The sequence below is a fragment of the Vibrio sp. McD22-P3 genome, from assembly GCF_021568915.1.
GTDB lineage: Bacteria > Pseudomonadota > Gammaproteobacteria > Enterobacterales > Vibrionaceae > Vibrio > Vibrio mediterranei.
In genome coordinates, this window is sequence record NZ_JAKGTN010000031.1 from 12,814 (window position 1) to 29,124 (window position 16,311).

The following is a 16,311-nucleotide window of genomic DNA, read 5'->3' on the forward strand; positions in this document are numbered from 1 at the left end:
TTCTAAGACCAGAATTAGGTAGGGATGGGCATTGGTTTTAATGCAGGGGAAATACGAAGTTCAGCTTCTGTTGCTTGCTGAACGTCTTCAACAGAAAACTCCGGAGCTAGTTCAGTGAGCAGCATCCCTTGTTCAGTCAGTTCTATGACGCCCATTTCCGTGACAATCAAATCCACTTGATTTACAGCCGTGAGTGGCAAAGTACAGTCGCGTAATAGCTTCGCTTTGCCTTTGACAGTGTGCTCCATCGCAACGATCACCTTCTTTGCTCCAACCACGAGATCCATCGCGCCACCCATGCCGGGCACCATTTTTCCTGGAATAATCCAGTTCGCGAGATTACCTTTTTCATCCACTTGCAATGCGCCCAACACGGTGGAATCGACATGGCCGCCGCGAATAATGGCGAACGAATCCGCGCTATTGAAATAGCAACTTCCTTCGATTGCGGTAATTGGTTGTGCGCCTGCGTTAACCAAGTCAGCGTCTATTTCATGTTCTTCAGCTAAATTATCAATACCAAGCAGTCCATTCTCTGCTTGAAGAAGGATTTCGACATCTTTGTCGACTTCGTTAGCCACTAGAGTAGGTAGACCAATGCCTAGATTGACGATATCTCCGTCACGCATTTCTTGAGCGACACGCCAGGCGATGCGACGGCGAATAGTATGTTTGTCTAGTTGAGTGCTCATTACGCGTCCTCCGTTAAGATATAGTCCACATATAGGCTAGGGGTGTGCACGGCTTCAGGTTGAATGTTGCCTATGTCTACCAGAGACTCCGCTTCAACAATTACTGTGTCAGCAGCGGTTGCCATCAAGGGGTTAAAATTTTGTGTGGTTTTGCTGTAAAACACATTGCCACGACGGTCGACGATGGAGCCGCGAATAAGTGCGATGTCTGCCCTCAAAGGGGTTTCTAGCAAGTAGTCTTTTCCTTGAACATTAATAACTTGTTTGCCTTCGGCGACAATAGTGCCCAGGCCAGTAGGCGTCAAAACACCACCGAGTCCGGCTCCTCCGCTGCGAATTCGTTCGGCAAGAGTGCCTTGAGGGACGAGTTCGACATCCAAGATTCCCTCGTTCATTTGTGTCCCGGTTTCTGGGTTAAGGCCGATGTGTGATGCATAAAGCTTTTTGACTCGCTTTTCAGCAATCAGTCGACTCGTACCTCTACCGGGTGATGCCGTATCGGTAGTAATGAGTGTGATGTCTTTGATGTCGAATTCGATTAGTAGGTCGATAAGTTTTTCTGGCGCACCGGTTGCCATAAAACCGCCTACCATGATGGTCATGCCGTCATGAAGAATGTCTTTGAGTTGTTGAGGTGATGCTGCTTTTTTCATGGTCGTTTCCTCTTTAACAACGTTTGATAATGACGGCTGTGCCCATGCCGCCACCGATACACAATGAAGCCAAACCCAAATCACTCTGAGTTCGATGCAATTGATAGACAAGAGTGGTAAGAATCCGGTTACCTGACGCCCCGATAGGGTGGCCGAGTGCGATCGCTCCACCACTTAAATTGGTTCGCTCTAATAGCCATGGCACATCAATGTTGTGTTGTTCCGCTAATGAATGAGCAACGCCAAGAGCTTGGGCCGCGAAGGCTTCGTTAAGCTCGAACACATCAATATCAGTTATCGACAAATTGGCTTTATTTAGTGCGTTGGCAATCGCGGGAACTGGACCAAGTCCCATAACCTCGGGCGCGATAGCTCCTTGTCCGTATTCAATAAGCTCTGCAAGTGGTATTAAACCATGACGTTGTACTGCGGATTCAGAGGCCAATAGAATGGCTGAACCACCGTCATTGATGCCAGATGCATTACCTGCGGTAACCGTCCCTTCGGCGGTGAATGCAGGTCTGAGTTTTTGTAGAGCTTCGTAGGTGCAATCGGGTTTTGGGTATTCGTCACTTTTTACTTCAGTTTGACGCCGGCGGCTTATAATAGTGAGTGGGGCAACTTCGTTGGTGAAATCACCGCTTTCTAAGGCGTGGACAGCTTTCTTTTGACTCGCCAGTGCAAAAGCATCTTGCTCTTCACGTGTTAGTTCAAATTTCTTGGCGATGTTTTCTGCCGTGATACCCATATGGTATTGGTGGAACGCATCAGTCAGCCCATCCTTAATGATGCTGTCTTCAAGGTTTTGATGGCCCATTTTATATCCGCGTCGGATTTGACCGTTGGCGATAAAGGGCGCGTTGGACATACTTTCCATTCCACAAGCCATGACGATGTCGGCATCGCCTGCTCGAATGTGGCTTGCGCCATCCATTACGACTTTCATTCCACTGCCACAGATCATGTTAAGGGTGTAGGCAGGAACGGAATCTGGGATCCCCGCTTTAATAGCCGCTTGGCGGGCAGGACCCATACCAGAACCTCCGGTTAACACATTGCCTACGATCACTTCATCGATCAGGTCTGGCGCAATATCAGCCTGCTCGATTGTGGCTTGAATAGCGTGTGCACCAAGCTCAACTGCGGATAGTGAGCTAAGTGAACCATTGAAGCTCCCTATAGGGGTACGTTTTGCTGCGACAATAAAAATTCGTTCCATCTCTGTCTCCCAATACCTTAAATGATGCGTCTGTTTGAGCGCTTTGTTTCAGTCTAAAAGGGAGCAGCGACTATGTGTTATAGACAAGAATTCAAAGCGGCTTTGCATAAATGCAAATACCAAATTGGTGGTTGATCACGTCTTTTCATTATTAACACTTTTATCTTGGTATCAGGATAATTGGAGAAAACGTTATGCATAATCGAATAGCTTGCGCCCCTTGCTGTTGGGGTATCGAAGAGCCAGACAATGGGCTGAACCCAAGTTGGGGTAAAGTGCTAATGGAGGCAAGTGACTGCGGATATCGTGGTATTGAACTGGGGCCAGACGGCTACTTTCCAGAGGAGTCGATGCTGACCAAAAGTGCGTGCCGAACGCGAGGACTAGAAATATGTGCTGGTAAGCTGCAACAACCCTTTAGTGACAGCGAAAAAATGCCAGCAATTCTCAAACAAACTGAGAAAACGTGCGCTCGTTTAAAGGCGCTAGGAGTGGGTACGCTACTGCTTATGGAAGGTAATCATCCTGAGCGCTTTGGCAGTCTCGGTCAAAGTGCAACAGCACCTCGATTAACCTCTGAACAGAAACCTCACCTCATCAACAACATGAGACAAATCATTAGTCTAGCTCAGGAGCATGGATTGCGTTGTTTACTGCATCCCGGTGTTGGTGGGTATATTGGGTTTAAAGATGAGATAGAGTTTGTATTGCATCAATTTTCCGATTCCGAACTTGGATTATGTCTCGATATTGGTCATACGTTTTTAGATGGAATGGACCCTTTGAGCCTGATCAGACAGTATGCGAATAGAATTGAGCATGTTCATTTGAAAGATGTATCTATCGACAAGTTACGTGTAGCAATTAGAGACAAACAGCCGTGGTTTGATGCCTATTCTGACGGGCTTGTTACTCCACTTGGAGACGGCGATATCAAACTCAATCAAGTCATTGCGAGTTTAAAATCAATTGACTATCAAGGGTGGTTAGTTGTGGAACACGAGCACAACGTTAAACAGTCGCAACAGGTAAAAGTTGACCTTCAGCGCAGCCGCAACTACCTCGCTTCATTAGGAGTCTAACCATGCCGATAGTCAGCGATCCTTGGTTTTACATAATGGCAATACCTGCTGTGTTGATTTATGGCATAGGTAAAGGTGGGCTAGGAGGGGCATTGGGGATCATCGCGGTTCCGTTAATGGCACTCATTATCTCTCCTACTCAGGCAGCGGCAATTTTACTGCCCATTCTTATTGTTATGGACGCGTTCGCCGTTCGTCACCATTACAAGAACGCTGATTATCGGATTTTAAAGCAAATGCTTCCTGGGTCGATTCTAGGTGTGGTGCTCGCGGGGTTATTCTTAAGTGTGACACCTGAAACTGGCCTAAAACTCACCATAGGTTTGCTGTCTTTGGCTTTTTGTTTTCAGCACTGGTTTGGCGGTAAACAGTCGTCATCGACTCCAGGGAAATTGAGCGCGTGGTTTTGGAGTGCATTGGGCGGGTTTTCCAGTACGGCTATCCATGCAGGTGGTGGCCCAGCAAGTATTTACTTGCTGCCACTGCGCTTAGAGAAAGTCACACTTATCGCAACTATGGCGGTGCTGTTTGCCATTATCAATGTGGTAAAAGTAGTCCCATATGTGGCGCTAGGGGAGTTTGATGAAACCAATTTATTCACTGCATTGTTACTTATTCCGTTCGCTCCGGTGGGAGTGAAACTTGGTGTAATGCTACTTCATAAAGTTAGTCAGGAGCGAATCTATCAGCTTTGCTACGCGTTCTTATTTTTATCTGGTGCGAAGCTATGTTACGACGCGATACAAAGCTTCGTAATGGTATAAGTCAGCTATGCCGTTCTTCTTTGCTGGCAAGCAAAAAATCCTTAAATTTTGTCGCCGTGGGAGAGGCGGTCTGCGGCGAATGATAATACAGATTTAAACTCCAAATACTGGTTTGATAGTCGGGCAGTAGTGCGATTAGCTTACCATTATCAATGTAACTTCTCGCGACAAACTCTGGCAGGTACGCAATTCCAATTCCATTCAAAGCCCCTCTTAACAACAAATCACTATCATTAACCTCAACGGTTTTCGGTACTTTTAAAATGATATTTTCCGCTTGCTGACGAAAGATCCAATCGTTACTTCCGGTGAGCGTGGTGGCGATCAAACAAGGGTGTTGAGCCAAGTCACTAGGGTGAGAAGGTAGGTTGTGCGATTCAAGATATTGTGGAGAGGCGACGACAATAAACGGACATTGCATCAATTCTCGCTTCACCAGCAGTAAATCTTTTTCGCGATAACCTTGGAAGCTGGCATTGGCGCTGATCATTAAGTCAGAGGTACTTGCATGGTCTAACGCCCAAGGCGTGACGTTGATATTAAATGTCACGTCTGGGTGAGCCTTGGAGTATTGGGCAATAATATCCATCAAATAATGATTGGCATAGACAGGCGTGCAGACGATGTCGATATGGCCTTTTTCTTGTGACTGGTAATCTTCTAGCTTTCTGCTGATGCGTTCTGCGCTATCGACTAGGGGGGAGAATTCTTCGAATAGAGTTTGACCGGCCTGAGTGGCTTCCAAAAGTCGATTTGAACGACGACACAAAGTGGTTCCAAAGTGGTTTTCAAGTTCCTGTAACCAGCGGCTGCCAGCCGAAACTGAAATATTGAATCGTCGTGCCGCAGAAGAAATGGAGCCAGAGCGAATCACGTAAACAAAAAACGCCATTTTATCGAGCATAAACGCCTCATTGTGTTGGCCAGGTTAAAAACAAAAAAGGAACAGACCTTAAGTTAGCCTGTTCCCGTTTTGTTGTGGAGTCTTATTGATTAAGCACGTGCTTCAGATGTGGACTGTGGCACTTTTTTGCCCAATTTTTTCGCCATGGCTTCTTCCATTTTTTCCAGACTGACGCCTTTGGTTTCAGGAACATACTTAACAACAACGTACATACAGATGATAGAAAGAATCGCAAATAACCAGAACGCAAATGCACCATTAAAGTTCTCTTTTAGATAGGCATTTTCGTTGAGCATAGGGAAAGATTGAGTGACGATAAAGCCAGTAAACCATTGAGCACCAACGGCGATCGCCATCGCTCTAGAGCGGATGCTGTTCGGGAAAATCTCAGAAATCATGGTCCAACATGCGCAGCCCCATGAAGTGGCATAGGAAACAACGTATAGACATAGCGCGAACAAGGCGGCATAACCTTCCGTTTGTTGATACAAAACATAGCCCACAACAAACATACCAAGTGCACAGCCGAAGGTACCGTATTTCATTAGCGGTAGACGTCCGACTTTGTCGATAAGATACATGCCAAGCGCATTACCTAGAATGAATACCACGCCAACGAAGGTAGTTTGGAATAGAGCGTTTTCTGTAGAGCCCGTAATCGGTTTCAGGATCTCAGGGGTGTAATACATGATGACGTTGATACCCGTTAACTGTTGCGCCGCAGCAACAAAGGTACCGATGACAAGAATAGCGAATAAGAGAGGAGAGCGTAAACTCACTTTGTTCTTAGCAGTGCTTAAACTGTCTTTAAGGGAGTCTTGGATTTCCAGAATAAGTTGTTCTGCATGTTTTGGGTTAGAGATTTTAGACAGAGTGGTTTTCGCTTCATCGATTCTTCCTTTGAGTACCAACCAACGAGGGGACTCTGGAATAATAAACAGTAACACTGCAAACAGTGCCGCCGGAATCACTTCGGAGCCCAGCATCCAACGCCAGCCTAGATCCACTAACCAAGCTTCTGACATACCTTTAGCGATAAGATAATTGACGTAGAAAACACCTGTTTGACCAATAACGGCAGACTGTTGGAACATACTGACGGCGCGCCCTCGAAAGTCTTTAGGAGCGACTTCAGACATATACATTGGGGAAACAACACATGCCAGACCGACGGCGACACCACCGACAATTCTTAAGATGACATAGAAGCTAAATGTGGCGGCTAAAGCTGAACCAATGGCCGAAATCATAAAGAGCACGGCTGCGATGAATAGGGTGTTGCGACGGCCATACTTAAGAGCAGCCCAACCGGCACTGACTGCGCCGATAATACTGCCTAGTACGACACTGGATACGGCCCAGCCAGTTTGTGCTGGGGTTAAACCAAAGTGTTCTCTAATAGGGCCAATGGCGCCTGAAATTACCGCGGTATCATATCCTAGTAGTATCCCGCCTAGTGCTGCAATACAGCAGATTCGAACAATATAGGCAATATTGTGTTTTCGTGCTTCTGCCTTGGATGTTGCTTCCATTTTATTTTCCTTATTGAGATTCCCCAAAGCTGTCCCTTTACCATCGAACCAGTTCCAGTTGGGTAACGCCCAATACTTCGGTTTGTAGGGTACGAGTATTGGCATTCTATAAGTCCAGCAGATGTTATAGTTGTGTAATTTGAAAATTATTTTTCATTTTGCTGGTGTTTTAATCATATTGACTCTTTTCTGTTTCGACTACCGCTAAACTGTCATTTTGTCCAAAAATGTTATCTTCATCAAACTATGAAAAATCTTTTTCAAATCCTACAAATGTTATAAGTATTTGAAAAGTATATATTTAATAAAAGTGAGATCTAGATCAAAAACAGTGGTAAGCCGCGTGCTATATAGGTTTTTTCCAATTTCATCTTGTTTTGAAAATCTCACTGGATGATATGAAAAATATTTTTCATTGATGTTTTTTTTGGCTAAAGTAGTCCTCAGTGAAACAACAGGAGATGTTCAAAGTTTGCTAATGCGATGAATTGATCAACATGAGCGCTTTGAATCACTTGGAAAATCTTTAAAACATTGTCGGAGAATAAAAATGAGCAACGTGCAATATGGAATTAGCCCACTGACTTGGACCAACGATGATATGCCAGAGCTTGGTGGCGAGATCCCTTTGGAAACGTGTTTAAGTGAAATGGCTGAAGCTGGATTCACAGGCACAGAGCTAGGCACCAAGTATCCACGTGAGCCAGAAGTATTAGTACCACTACTTAAAGAACATGGCCTTGTACTCGCGTCAGGTTGGTATAGCGGCAACCTAATGACGATGACGGCTGATGAAGAGATTGCAGCGATGCAAGACCACATCAAGCTTCTTAAGGCGGCAGGCTGTAAAGCAATGGTATATGGTGAAGTGAGCAACACTGTCCATGGCGACATCAACACACCACTTTCACAGCGCGTCATCTTATCAATGGATGAGTGGAAAATGTACTGCGAGAAGTTGACCAAAGTCGCTGACTATCTGCTAAACGAACACGATATTAAGCTCTCTTTCCACCATCATGTTGGCACTATCTGTGAAACAGAAGATGACATCAACCTTATGATGGAATTCACGGGTGAGTCTGTATTCCTAACATTGGACACTGGCCACATCACATACGGTGGCGGTAACCCAGTGACTATGATTGAGCGTTGGGGTCATCGCATCGGTCACATGCATTTCAAAGACCTTCGTCTTGATGTCATGAAAGCGGCTCGCGAAGCTGATAAATCCTTCTTAAATGCTGTTCTTGACGGTGTATTCACTGTCCCTGGTACGGGCGATGTGGACTATGACGACGTGTTTGCTGCGCTTAAAGCTCGTAACTATCAAGGTTGGTTATTGGTTGAAGCTGAACAAGACCCAGCAAAAGCTCACCCACTAACTTACGCAAAAACTGCTTACGAGAACATCACAGGCTACGCGAAGAAATACGGCTTGTAATTGAGCTCTGGATGATGGGGAGCCACGCTCCCCATCACAAAGCTACGGGGTTAGGGATGCAAAACGTAGCTTACTCATGGAATGGACAAAGTTGAGACTACCGAGGAATAGAATGAAAACTGTACGCCTAACTGTCGCAGAAGCGCTTGCACAATACTTAGCTGCTCAAATGATCGAAATAGATGGAAAAAAAGAGCAACTTTTCGGCACCGCTTTTGCCATATTCGGTCACGGCAACGTGACGTGCTTTGGACAGCAACTTAAGAACATTGAAGACAAAATTCCGACTTGGCGTGGTCAAAATGAACAGTCGATGGCGACGGCGGCGATTGCTTATGCAAAAGCAAACCAGCGCAGACGTATTGGTATCGCGACAAGTTCAATTGGTCCGGGTGCAACCAATATGGTGACCGCAGCGGGTATTGCTCACACTAACCGACTTCCTGTGCTATTGATTTCAGGGGACGCATACGTAAGCCGTTTACCTGACCCAGTATTACAACAGCCGGAGAATTTCTACGACCCATCTATTACTTGTAACGATGCTTTCAAACCACTAACTCGTTACTGGGATCGTATTATCTCGCCTTCACAGCTGATGCACTCATTGCCTCAAGCGATAGACACCATGCTTGATCCAGAGACCTGTGGACCTGCATTTATCGGCCTTCCTCAAGATATTCAAGGCGTTGCTTACGATTTCCCTGAAGTGTTCTTCGAAGAAAAAGTTCACCGTATTCGTCGACCAGAGCCAGAAATTGCTGACCTTGAGGACGCAAAAGCAGTACTGATGAAAGCGGAAAAACCACTGATTGTATCTGGTGGTGGCGTGCATTACTCACTTGCAACTGATGAGCTCGCGGCATTCGCAAAACAGCACAATATTCCGGTTGTAGAGACTATCGCGGGTCGTGCCACGATGTTGCAAGACAACCCGCTCAATGCAGGACCTATTGGTGTGACAGGCTCTGATTCGGCCAACTACATGGCGGCGCATGCGGATGTTGTCGTCGCAATTGGTACTCGTTTGCAAGACTTTACTACAGGTTCGTGGAGTGTATTCAAGAACCCAGACATGAAGCTTATCACTATTAACGTTGGCCGTTTTGATGCGATAAAACACCGCGCGCTGCCAGTCAAATGTGATGCCAAACGTGGCTTGGTTGAGTTATCGAAGTTACTTGGTGATTGGCAGGGTGATAATGCCTGGGCTCAAACTGCGAAAGAGCAGGCCGATGAGTGGAAAGCGGTCGTTCATCGTCGTACCAACCCTCAAGAGGGCGACCTGTTACCTGGACTGTCTTCATACGCAGAAGTGATTGGTAAGCTGAACAAGTCCATGCAGCCGGGTGATACCGTGCTGACAGCCGCAGGTGGCCTGCCTGCTGAATTAGCAATGAACTGGCAAAACTACCAAATCGGCAAGTTTGATATCGAGTTTGGTTTCTCATGCATGGGCTATGAAATTGCCGGCGGTTGGGGGGCTAAAGTGGCGAACCCAGACAACGATGTGGTTGTGCTTGTCGGTGACGGCTCCTACCTGATTCAAAACTCAGACATTTACTCATCCGTCCTTACTGGTCACAAGATGATAGTCGTAGTGTGCGATAACGGTGGCTTTGCTGTTATCAACAAGCTTCAGAACAACACGGGTAACGACTCTTTTAACAACCTACTTGAAGACTGTCGTCGTCCTGATGGTGAAGTGGCTCGTGTCGACTTCGCTAAACACGCTGAAGCGCAAGGGGCGATCAGTGAGAAGCTGACGTCGGTAGATGAGTTCGATGCAGCATTCCAACGCGCTAAAGAAGCCGACCGTACTTACGTTATCGTGGTTGATATTGACCCAGTATCGCCAGCAGCATGGTCTAAGTGCGATTGCTGGTGGGAAGTCGGTCTACCAGAGGTAACACGCAACGACCACGTCGCAGAGAAAGTGGTGAGTTGGGAAGAAGGCCGCGCCACACAGCGCCGCGGTGTCTAGTTCAGATTTCTATTTAATTTTCTAACACTTAATCTCGGCTCCTAGACACTAGGAGCCACACAAGGAGTCAAGCATGTTTAATGAAGAGCGTCATTTTGAACAGCCAATTCGTTGGGCAATGGTAGGTGGTGGTCGTGGTAGCCAAATTGGTTACTCTCACCGCAATGCAGCACAGCGTGATGGATTGTTTAAGTTGGTTGCGGGTGCGTTTGACCTAGATGCTGATCGTTGCCGCGATTTTGGCGTCAATCTTGGCCTAGATCCAGAGCGTTGTTACTCAAGCTATAAAGAGTTGTTTGCTCAAGAAGCTCAGCGTGAAGATGGCATTCAAGCTGTCTCTATTGCTACGCCAAACTCTACTCACTATGAAATCTGTAAAGCAGCACTAGAAGCCAAACTTCATGTGGTGTGCGAAAAGCCAATCACCTTTACGACGGAAGAAGCGCAAGAGCTAAAAACAATCGCGGCGCAAAACAATCGTGTTATCGGTGTGATGTATGGCTATACAGGTTTCCCTATGGTCCAACAGGCGCGTGAAATGGTGCAACGTGGTGACCTTGGTGAGATTCGTGTCATCAATATGCAGTTCGCTCACGGCTTCCATAATGAAGAATACGAGAAAAATGACCCAGGTTTGAAATGGCGTGTGAGCCCTGAAGTATCTGGCCCAACTTATGTGCTAGGTGACATTGGTACCCATGCGTTTTATCTCAACGAGGTAATGACCGGACTAGAAGTTGATAGCTTGGCATGTATGCGCCAAAGCTTTATCGAATCTCGTGCGCCACTTGAAGATAACGCACATGTGATGATCAAGTTCAAAGGCGGCGCAGTTGGTACGCTTTGGGCATCGGCTGTGAACTCTGGTTCGATGCATCAACAGAAGATCCGTATTGTCGGCTCTAAAGCATCGATCGAATGGTGGGATGAGTATCCAAACCAACTTCGTTACGAAGTACAAGGTGAAGCACCTCGCGTACTAGAGCGTGGCATGGGGTACTTGTATCAAGACGCAGAAGGTGTTGCCTCTAACCGTGTTGGTGGTGGTCATGCTGAAGGTTACTTTGAGTCTTGGGCTAACCTATATCACCGTTTCGCTATGGCATTTGATGCAGCTGACCGTGATGACCAAGAAGCCCTTGCGGGTATTTGGTTCCCTGGTATTGATGCCGGCATCGAAGGGGTTCGTTTGTGTGAGAAGTGCGTTGAGTCTGCAGACCAAGGCGCGGCTTGGGTTAGCTACAAATAATAGGAACGACGATGACGAAAATTGCATTTCAACATGACAGACCGTTGGATGCCATCGTTTTAGGACGCGCGGGTGTGGATCTATACGCCCGCGAATCAAAAACCGATATGGCGGATTTGTCGGGCTTCAACAAGTTTGTTGGTGGTTCAGCGGCCAATATTGCGGTCGCTGTGAGCAAACTAGGTGGCAAAGTGGGTTTCATTGGTTGTGTTGCTGATGATGCGTTTGGTGGCTATGTAAAAGGTTACATGTCAGGACAGGGGATCAACCTAGACGGCATGATGACTGACAACTCTGGCTCTCGCACTTCGGTCGCTTTCACTGAGATGAAACCAAGTGACTGTACGGTCCTTATCTATCGAAATAACGCTTCTGATCTGACGATAAAGCCAGAGCAAATCGACCCTGAATATATCGCAAGTTCAAAGGTTTTGGTGGTGACAGGCACGGCACTTTCTGAGAGCCCAAGTCGTGAAGCTACGCTGATCGCGATGCAACATGCGCGTCGCAGTAACACTTTAGTTGTCTTGGATGTGGACTACCGTCCTTATTCATGGCGCACCGATACTGATGCTTCTATCTATTACGGGATTGCCTCTAGCTTGTCCGATATCGTGATCGGTAATCGTGAAGAGTTCGACATGATGGAAACGGTGATTGCACCGGGCAATAAGGATGACGATGCCACAGCAGAACGCTTTATGCGCGACAACACCCAGATTGTGGTGATTAAGGCTGGTGAGTTTGGTTCGAAAGTGTATTGCCGTGATGGCTCTAAGTTCCAGCAAGGCATCTTCCGAGTTGAAGTGAATAAGCCATTTGGCTCTGGTGACTCCTTTGCAGGTGGTTTGATTTGGACCTTAGTGAATGGTGGCACACTGCAAGAAGGCGTGAGAAATGGATCCGCTGCGGCTGCGATTAATGTCAGTGGGGATAGCTGTACCGAAGCTATGCCAACGAAAGAGCAGCTTTTTGATTTTATTGAGACAAGAAACCAAGGTGTTTAGTGGCATCGACTGATGTGATTGAAGACAGTATTTAGTCTCCCGGGCCGGTATTTCGACCTCAGATACTCGCGAAAATACGCACCATCGTGGCCCGGTTTTTTTTATTAATGAACAAGTTTAGGGAATTGAAACTGCGCTCAAAGAAAAGAGCAGTGAGGAGAAAGAATATGGGTAAACACATACCACCCTACGATAATAAAAATGAGCCCATTGTAGGTATTAATGATGAAGTCACACCTTTGTGTTATTTCAACCAAGTTTGTTTGACTCAAGGCGGCACATTCAACCATGAGGTTGAAGGGTATGAGTCTGTCATCGTATTAGCTGGTGGCACTTGTAGTGTTTCAGTGACTAATGGGCAAGACACCCAAGTGTTCGACAACATTGGTAAACGTGCGTCAGTGTGGGACGGCAATCCAGAAGCGGTTTATGTACCACTTGGTTACACAGCGCAAATAGAGTGTGTCAGCGAGAATGCCGACATCATGATTGCTGGCGGTAAGTTTGAAGCGTCACTAGAACCGTTCTGCGTTCGTGAAGAGAATGTCGATATCGTTCAATACGGCTCAGACGACACCAAAACGCACCGTAAAATCAAACATGTTCTTGGTCAATCAAATGCTGACAAACGCGGTCGTTTGTTAGTCAGCGAATTGTTTACGGTTGGCGCTGGTGGTTGGTCAGGTTTCCCTCCACATAAGCATGATGAAGATCGTGTGAAAGAAGATGGCAGTCGAGAAACACTGTACGAAGAAGTGTATCAGTTCCGTTTTAACCCTGATTTCGGTTTTGGTGCTCAGTTCTTGTATGAACATGAAGATGACCATGGTCCGGTTTATCACGTTAAAACAGGCTCAGTAATCGCTATCGACAAAGGTTACCACCCAAGTGTGGCGGCACCGGGCTATGAGATGTATTACTTCACCATTATTGTTGGGAAGACTGACAAGTCTCTGATTCAACATTTTGACCCTCACCATGAATATCAAGTGAATACCATTCCCGGTATCAAAGATATGATTGCGAAGTTCAAATAGGAGACAAAGCATGTTAGTGAATCTTAATGATCTATTACCTGATGCGGCGGCTTCTGATTATTCAGTACCTTGTTTTAATATTTTCGGTTTCGAAGACGCAAGAGCAGTGGTAGAAGCGGCGGAAGAAGTTGGTAAGCCTGTCATTCTGGCTTGTAATAAAGACGTTGTCGATTTCTACGGTGTGGAAACCGCTGCGGCGATGTTCCTCAACCTCGCTCACAAGAGCAGCGTACCGGTCTGCCTACATTTGGACCATACTTATGAAGAAGACATTGTCTATCGTGCGCTTAAAGCGGGTTTCAGCTCGGTTATGTTTGATGGCTCTCAACTGACTCTGGATGAAAACATCGCTCGCACAAAAAAAGTGGTCGAAGTGGCTCACGCACTGGGTGCTTCTGTAGAAGGTGAGATTGGCTCAGTACCTTACGAAGAGGGACGCGACCATATCAAATCTATCTATACTGAGCCTGAGGATGCTGCTAGATTTGCCCAAGAAAGTGGCGTTGACTGTGTAGCAATCTCGGTAGGCAATATTCATCGTTTGACCGAGCCAACCTGTACTATCGACTTTGGGCGTTTAGATCGTATTGCCAATGAGGTCACTGTACCTTTAGTCATTCACGGAACGAGCGGTATTCGCGATGAAGACATGCTTAAGTTGAAACAGAGTCGCGTATCAAAATTCAATATTGGTACCTGCTTGCGTCAAGCTCTTGGTCATAACTTGCGCGGTTATATGAATGATGAACCGCAGAAATTTGATCGAATCTACTTTATGCAGAAAGCAATGCCGTATGTTAAGCAAGAAGCGATTCGCAACTTTGAATTATTATCATAAAATAGAGTCCCCAACCTAATTTGGGAAGGGGACCGGTTGACTATTTATTGCGTTCGAATAGGAGAGCGTTATCACTATGGATGTAGAAGTAAAAGTACCCGCTGATTTAGATTCGTTACGCGAACTTATCGTGAAACGCTATGACGGCCTGAGCAGTAGGCTGCAGCAGGTCGCCGACTTTGTCATGGAACAGCCAATGCTGGTCGCCGTAGAAACCATGGCAACCATCGCCCAACAAGCCAATGTACCGTTGTCGACACTAAGTCGATTCTCCAATGCGATGGGCTTTGATGGCTTCACGTCTATGCAGATACTGTTTAGAGATCAGTATTTGAATCGTCCTAGAGACTACAAAGAACGTGTTCGTAAAGCGCGTGAGATGGAAGATGTACCACACGATTCTCCACAAGCCATCTTTCAAGATTTTGGTGATGCCAATATTGAGGCGCTTGAACAACTTCAAGTTATGGTGTCGCCACAGAAATTGGAACGTGCTGTGGCCATGCTTGAAGGGGCTGAAACCATCTACATTCAAGGGATGCGCCGAGCTTACCCTGTAGCGTTCTACCTCTGGTATGCGTTAATGAAATCGGATAACAACGTTGTGCTCTTAGATGATCATGGTGGTATGTTGTCGCCCATGACGCGTCGTATGAACGAAAATGATGTGCTGTTCACGGTGACATTCAACCCTTACGCGCAAGAGACCAGTGACCTAATTGACGAAGCATACAAAAAGAACGTACCTATTATCGCCATTACCGACAATCAGATGACGCCTCAAGGCAGTAAGATGGAAGTGTGTTTTGAAGTGCAAGAAGGCGAGGTAATGGGGTTCCGCTCGTTGAGTAGTTCAATGTACCTAGCTCAGACATTAGCGGTTAGCTTAATGTGCCGCGAAGTAAATTAATCACAATTAATGAACATCCAGACTATTAAAGAGTAAGCCTTGTAAAGCAAATGCATCAAGGCTTAGCTTCTTGTTGCCAAAATTCAAGGAGATCCACTATGCGTTATGCTTTACATGGAATGTGTTCACTCCACAGCAATGTTATTTCTGACATTCGTTTAGCTCATGATACTGGGTATCAAGGGTTAGAAATCCACACCGACAAACTCTGGCGCTACATTAAAGCCGGCCTATCCGCAGAGCAATTTAAACAGCGTTTAGATCATTTCAACATAGAGCCTACAGCGATTGATATTATTGGCGCCATCGAAGTGACGGATAAAGCGTCGAAAGCTCAATTGTTCCAAGATGCCGAAGTGTTATGTCAGTTCGCTCAGCAAATAGGTGCACCTAACATTCAACTTAATGCCTTTGAAGCATTGAACGGACTCACTTTAGAGCAAAATATTGAGCTGACAGCTCAAAATATACGTTCGATTGCGGATATAGGTAAAGATTATGGCATTCGCTTTCAATATGAGGGTGCAGCATGGACTCCCATTGCTTCGCTCGACGATTACTATCGTTTGTTAGATGCTGTAGGGCGCGACAACTTTGGCTTTGTTCTCGATACCTGGCATTTTTGGGCATGCCGAGGCGCAAGTCTCGAGCAAATCGCCAACATTGATCCCTCCCTTATCTACAACGTCCATATTTCAGATGGTACTCGCCCTGAAGAAGGAGCAGCTTGGCCAGATGAAAGAGAGTTACGTGGTCACTTTATTGGGCAAGGCGATATTCCTTTGTCTGAGTGGGTTGATGCCATCCAGTCTACGGGTTACCAAGGCTTCTATTCGGGCGAATATCTAAATGATCAAATGTGGGAGCAAGATTATTACGATGTCGCTACTAAGATGCTTAAAGGTATGAAAGCCCTGTTCTAAGCAAATAATATGTCCACTTAACGGTTAAATATTCTCCGTATTAAGTGGACTTTGTTGTCTATGTCACGAAATA

General features: G+C 46.1%; 15 protein-coding genes. 10 read left to right on the plus strand and 5 right to left on the minus strand.

The genetic code is table 11. The annotated features are described in order from the left end of the window. Positions 1 to 14: 14 nt before the first annotated feature. The 3 genes from L2W36_RS24995 to L2W36_RS25005 are packed head-to-tail and all read right to left on the minus strand — an operon-like array spanning position 15 to position 2,564. Positions 15 to 692 (minus strand): 3-oxoacid CoA-transferase subunit B, encoded by a 678-nt coding sequence (locus L2W36_RS24995; protein ID WP_006070637.1) that lies wholly within the window; start codon positions 690 to 692, stop codon positions 15 to 17. Beyond that, the gene (locus L2W36_RS25000) at positions 692 to 1,345 is read right to left on the minus strand and encodes a CoA transferase subunit A (protein ID WP_236111865.1); all 654 of its coding nucleotides are present in this window, start codon (positions 1,343 to 1,345) and stop codon (positions 692 to 694) included. The genes L2W36_RS24995 and L2W36_RS25000 overlap by 1 nt, the downstream gene beginning before the upstream one ends. Before the next feature lie 13 nt (positions 1,346 to 1,358). Beyond that, entirely contained in the window at positions 1,359 to 2,564 is a 1,206-nt protein-coding gene (locus L2W36_RS25005) for an acetyl-CoA C-acetyltransferase (protein ID WP_062460153.1), read from the minus strand. Between the two features lie 194 nt (positions 2,565 to 2,758). Here L2W36_RS25005 and L2W36_RS25010 point away from each other — a divergent pair, with 194 nt between their 5' ends. Continuing rightward, positions 2,759 to 3,646, plus strand: a complete 888-nt coding sequence (locus L2W36_RS25010) for a sugar phosphate isomerase/epimerase family protein (protein ID WP_236111866.1) — start codon at positions 2,759 to 2,761, stop codon at positions 3,644 to 3,646. A gap of 2 nt (positions 3,647 to 3,648) precedes the next feature. Further along, positions 3,649 to 4,410, plus strand: a complete 762-nt coding sequence (locus tag L2W36_RS25015) for a sulfite exporter TauE/SafE family protein (RefSeq protein ID WP_006070641.1) — start codon at positions 3,649 to 3,651, stop codon at positions 4,408 to 4,410. Between the two features lies 1 nt (position 4,411). Here the strand turns inward: L2W36_RS25015 and L2W36_RS25020 are convergent, their stop codons facing one another. Beyond that, entirely contained in the window at positions 4,412 to 5,314 is a 903-nt protein-coding gene (locus L2W36_RS25020) for a LysR family transcriptional regulator (RefSeq protein ID WP_096441246.1), read from the minus strand. 89 nt (positions 5,315 to 5,403) lie between these two features. After that, the gene (locus tag L2W36_RS25025) at positions 5,404 to 6,846 is read right to left on the minus strand and encodes a sugar porter family MFS transporter (protein WP_006070643.1); all 1,443 of its coding nucleotides are present in this window, start codon (positions 6,844 to 6,846) and stop codon (positions 5,404 to 5,406) included. Between the two features lie 550 nt (positions 6,847 to 7,396). On the opposite strand from L2W36_RS25025, the gene iolE reads away from it, so the two are divergent. The 8 genes from iolE to L2W36_RS25065 all read left to right on the plus strand — a co-directional run bounded on the left by iolE (position 7,397) and on the right by L2W36_RS25065 (position 16,238). Then, a complete protein-coding gene (iolE, locus tag L2W36_RS25030) occupies positions 7,397 to 8,290 on the plus strand; it encodes a myo-inosose-2 dehydratase (protein WP_006070644.1) in 894 nt (297 codons plus the stop codon). A 112-nt stretch (positions 8,291 to 8,402) separates the two neighbouring features. Continuing rightward, positions 8,403 to 10,274 carry a 3D-(3,5/4)-trihydroxycyclohexane-1,2-dione acylhydrolase (decyclizing) gene (iolD, locus tag L2W36_RS25035; protein ID WP_006070645.1) on the plus strand — a complete coding sequence of 624 codons (1,872 nt, stop codon included), beginning with the start codon at positions 8,403 to 8,405 and terminating at the stop codon, positions 10,272 to 10,274. Between the two features lie 73 nt (positions 10,275 to 10,347). Beyond that, positions 10,348 to 11,523 (plus strand): Gfo/Idh/MocA family protein, encoded by a 1,176-nt coding sequence (locus tag L2W36_RS25040; RefSeq protein WP_236111867.1) that lies wholly within the window; start codon positions 10,348 to 10,350, stop codon positions 11,521 to 11,523. Between the two features lie 11 nt (positions 11,524 to 11,534). After that, the gene (gene iolC / locus L2W36_RS25045) at positions 11,535 to 12,530 is read left to right on the plus strand and encodes a 5-dehydro-2-deoxygluconokinase (protein ID WP_006070647.1); all 996 of its coding nucleotides are present in this window, start codon (positions 11,535 to 11,537) and stop codon (positions 12,528 to 12,530) included. Positions 12,531 to 12,697: 167 nt separating this feature from the next. Beyond that, positions 12,698 to 13,567: a 5-deoxy-glucuronate isomerase gene (locus tag L2W36_RS25050; RefSeq protein ID WP_006070648.1), complete on the plus strand. Its 870-nt coding sequence runs from the start codon at positions 12,698 to 12,700 to the stop codon at positions 13,565 to 13,567. 10 nt (positions 13,568 to 13,577) lie between these two features. Beyond that, positions 13,578 to 14,405 carry a class II fructose-bisphosphate aldolase gene (locus L2W36_RS25055; protein ID WP_006070649.1) on the plus strand — a complete coding sequence of 276 codons (828 nt, stop codon included), beginning with the start codon at positions 13,578 to 13,580 and terminating at the stop codon, positions 14,403 to 14,405. A 76-nt stretch (positions 14,406 to 14,481) separates the two neighbouring features. Then, a complete protein-coding gene (locus L2W36_RS25060; RefSeq protein ID WP_006070650.1) occupies positions 14,482 to 15,315 on the plus strand; it encodes a MurR/RpiR family transcriptional regulator in 834 nt (277 codons plus the stop codon). 98 nt (positions 15,316 to 15,413) lie between these two features. Continuing rightward, positions 15,414 to 16,238 carry a sugar phosphate isomerase/epimerase family protein gene (locus L2W36_RS25065; RefSeq protein WP_236111868.1) on the plus strand — a complete coding sequence of 275 codons (825 nt, stop codon included), beginning with the start codon at positions 15,414 to 15,416 and terminating at the stop codon, positions 16,236 to 16,238. The last annotated feature ends 73 nt before the right edge of the window (positions 16,239 to 16,311 follow it).

Excerpts from the sequence above, each read along its gene's own strand:
- L2W36_RS24995 (WP_006070637.1), bottom strand. The coding sequence starts at position 692 with ATGAGCACTCAACTAGACAAACATACTATTCGCCGTCGCATCGCCTGG.
- L2W36_RS25000 (WP_236111865.1), bottom strand. The coding sequence starts at position 1,345 with ATGAAAAAAGCAGCATCACCTCAACAACTCAAAGACATTCTTCATGAC.
- L2W36_RS25005 (WP_062460153.1), bottom strand. The coding sequence starts at position 2,564 with ATGGAACGAATTTTTATTGTCGCAGCAAAACGTACCCCTATAGGGAGC.
- L2W36_RS25010 (WP_236111866.1), top strand. The coding sequence starts at position 2,759 with ATGCATAATCGAATAGCTTGCGCCCCTTGCTGTTGGGGTATCGAAGAG.
- L2W36_RS25015 (WP_006070641.1), top strand. The coding sequence starts at position 3,649 with ATGCCGATAGTCAGCGATCCTTGGTTTTACATAATGGCAATACCTGCT.
- L2W36_RS25020 (WP_096441246.1), bottom strand. The coding sequence starts at position 5,314 with ATGCTCGATAAAATGGCGTTTTTTGTTTACGTGATTCGCTCTGGCTCC.
- L2W36_RS25025 (WP_006070643.1), bottom strand. The coding sequence starts at position 6,846 with ATGGAAGCAACATCCAAGGCAGAAGCACGAAAACACAATATTGCCTAT.
- iolE (WP_006070644.1), top strand. The coding sequence starts at position 7,397 with ATGAGCAACGTGCAATATGGAATTAGCCCACTGACTTGGACCAACGAT.
- iolD (WP_006070645.1), top strand. The coding sequence starts at position 8,403 with ATGAAAACTGTACGCCTAACTGTCGCAGAAGCGCTTGCACAATACTTA.
- L2W36_RS25040 (WP_236111867.1), top strand. The coding sequence starts at position 10,348 with ATGTTTAATGAAGAGCGTCATTTTGAACAGCCAATTCGTTGGGCAATG.
- iolC (WP_006070647.1), top strand. The coding sequence starts at position 11,535 with ATGACGAAAATTGCATTTCAACATGACAGACCGTTGGATGCCATCGTT.
- L2W36_RS25050 (WP_006070648.1), top strand. The coding sequence starts at position 12,698 with ATGGGTAAACACATACCACCCTACGATAATAAAAATGAGCCCATTGTA.
- L2W36_RS25055 (WP_006070649.1), top strand. The coding sequence starts at position 13,578 with ATGTTAGTGAATCTTAATGATCTATTACCTGATGCGGCGGCTTCTGAT.
- L2W36_RS25060 (WP_006070650.1), top strand. The coding sequence starts at position 14,482 with ATGGATGTAGAAGTAAAAGTACCCGCTGATTTAGATTCGTTACGCGAA.
- L2W36_RS25065 (WP_236111868.1), top strand. The coding sequence starts at position 15,414 with ATGCGTTATGCTTTACATGGAATGTGTTCACTCCACAGCAATGTTATT.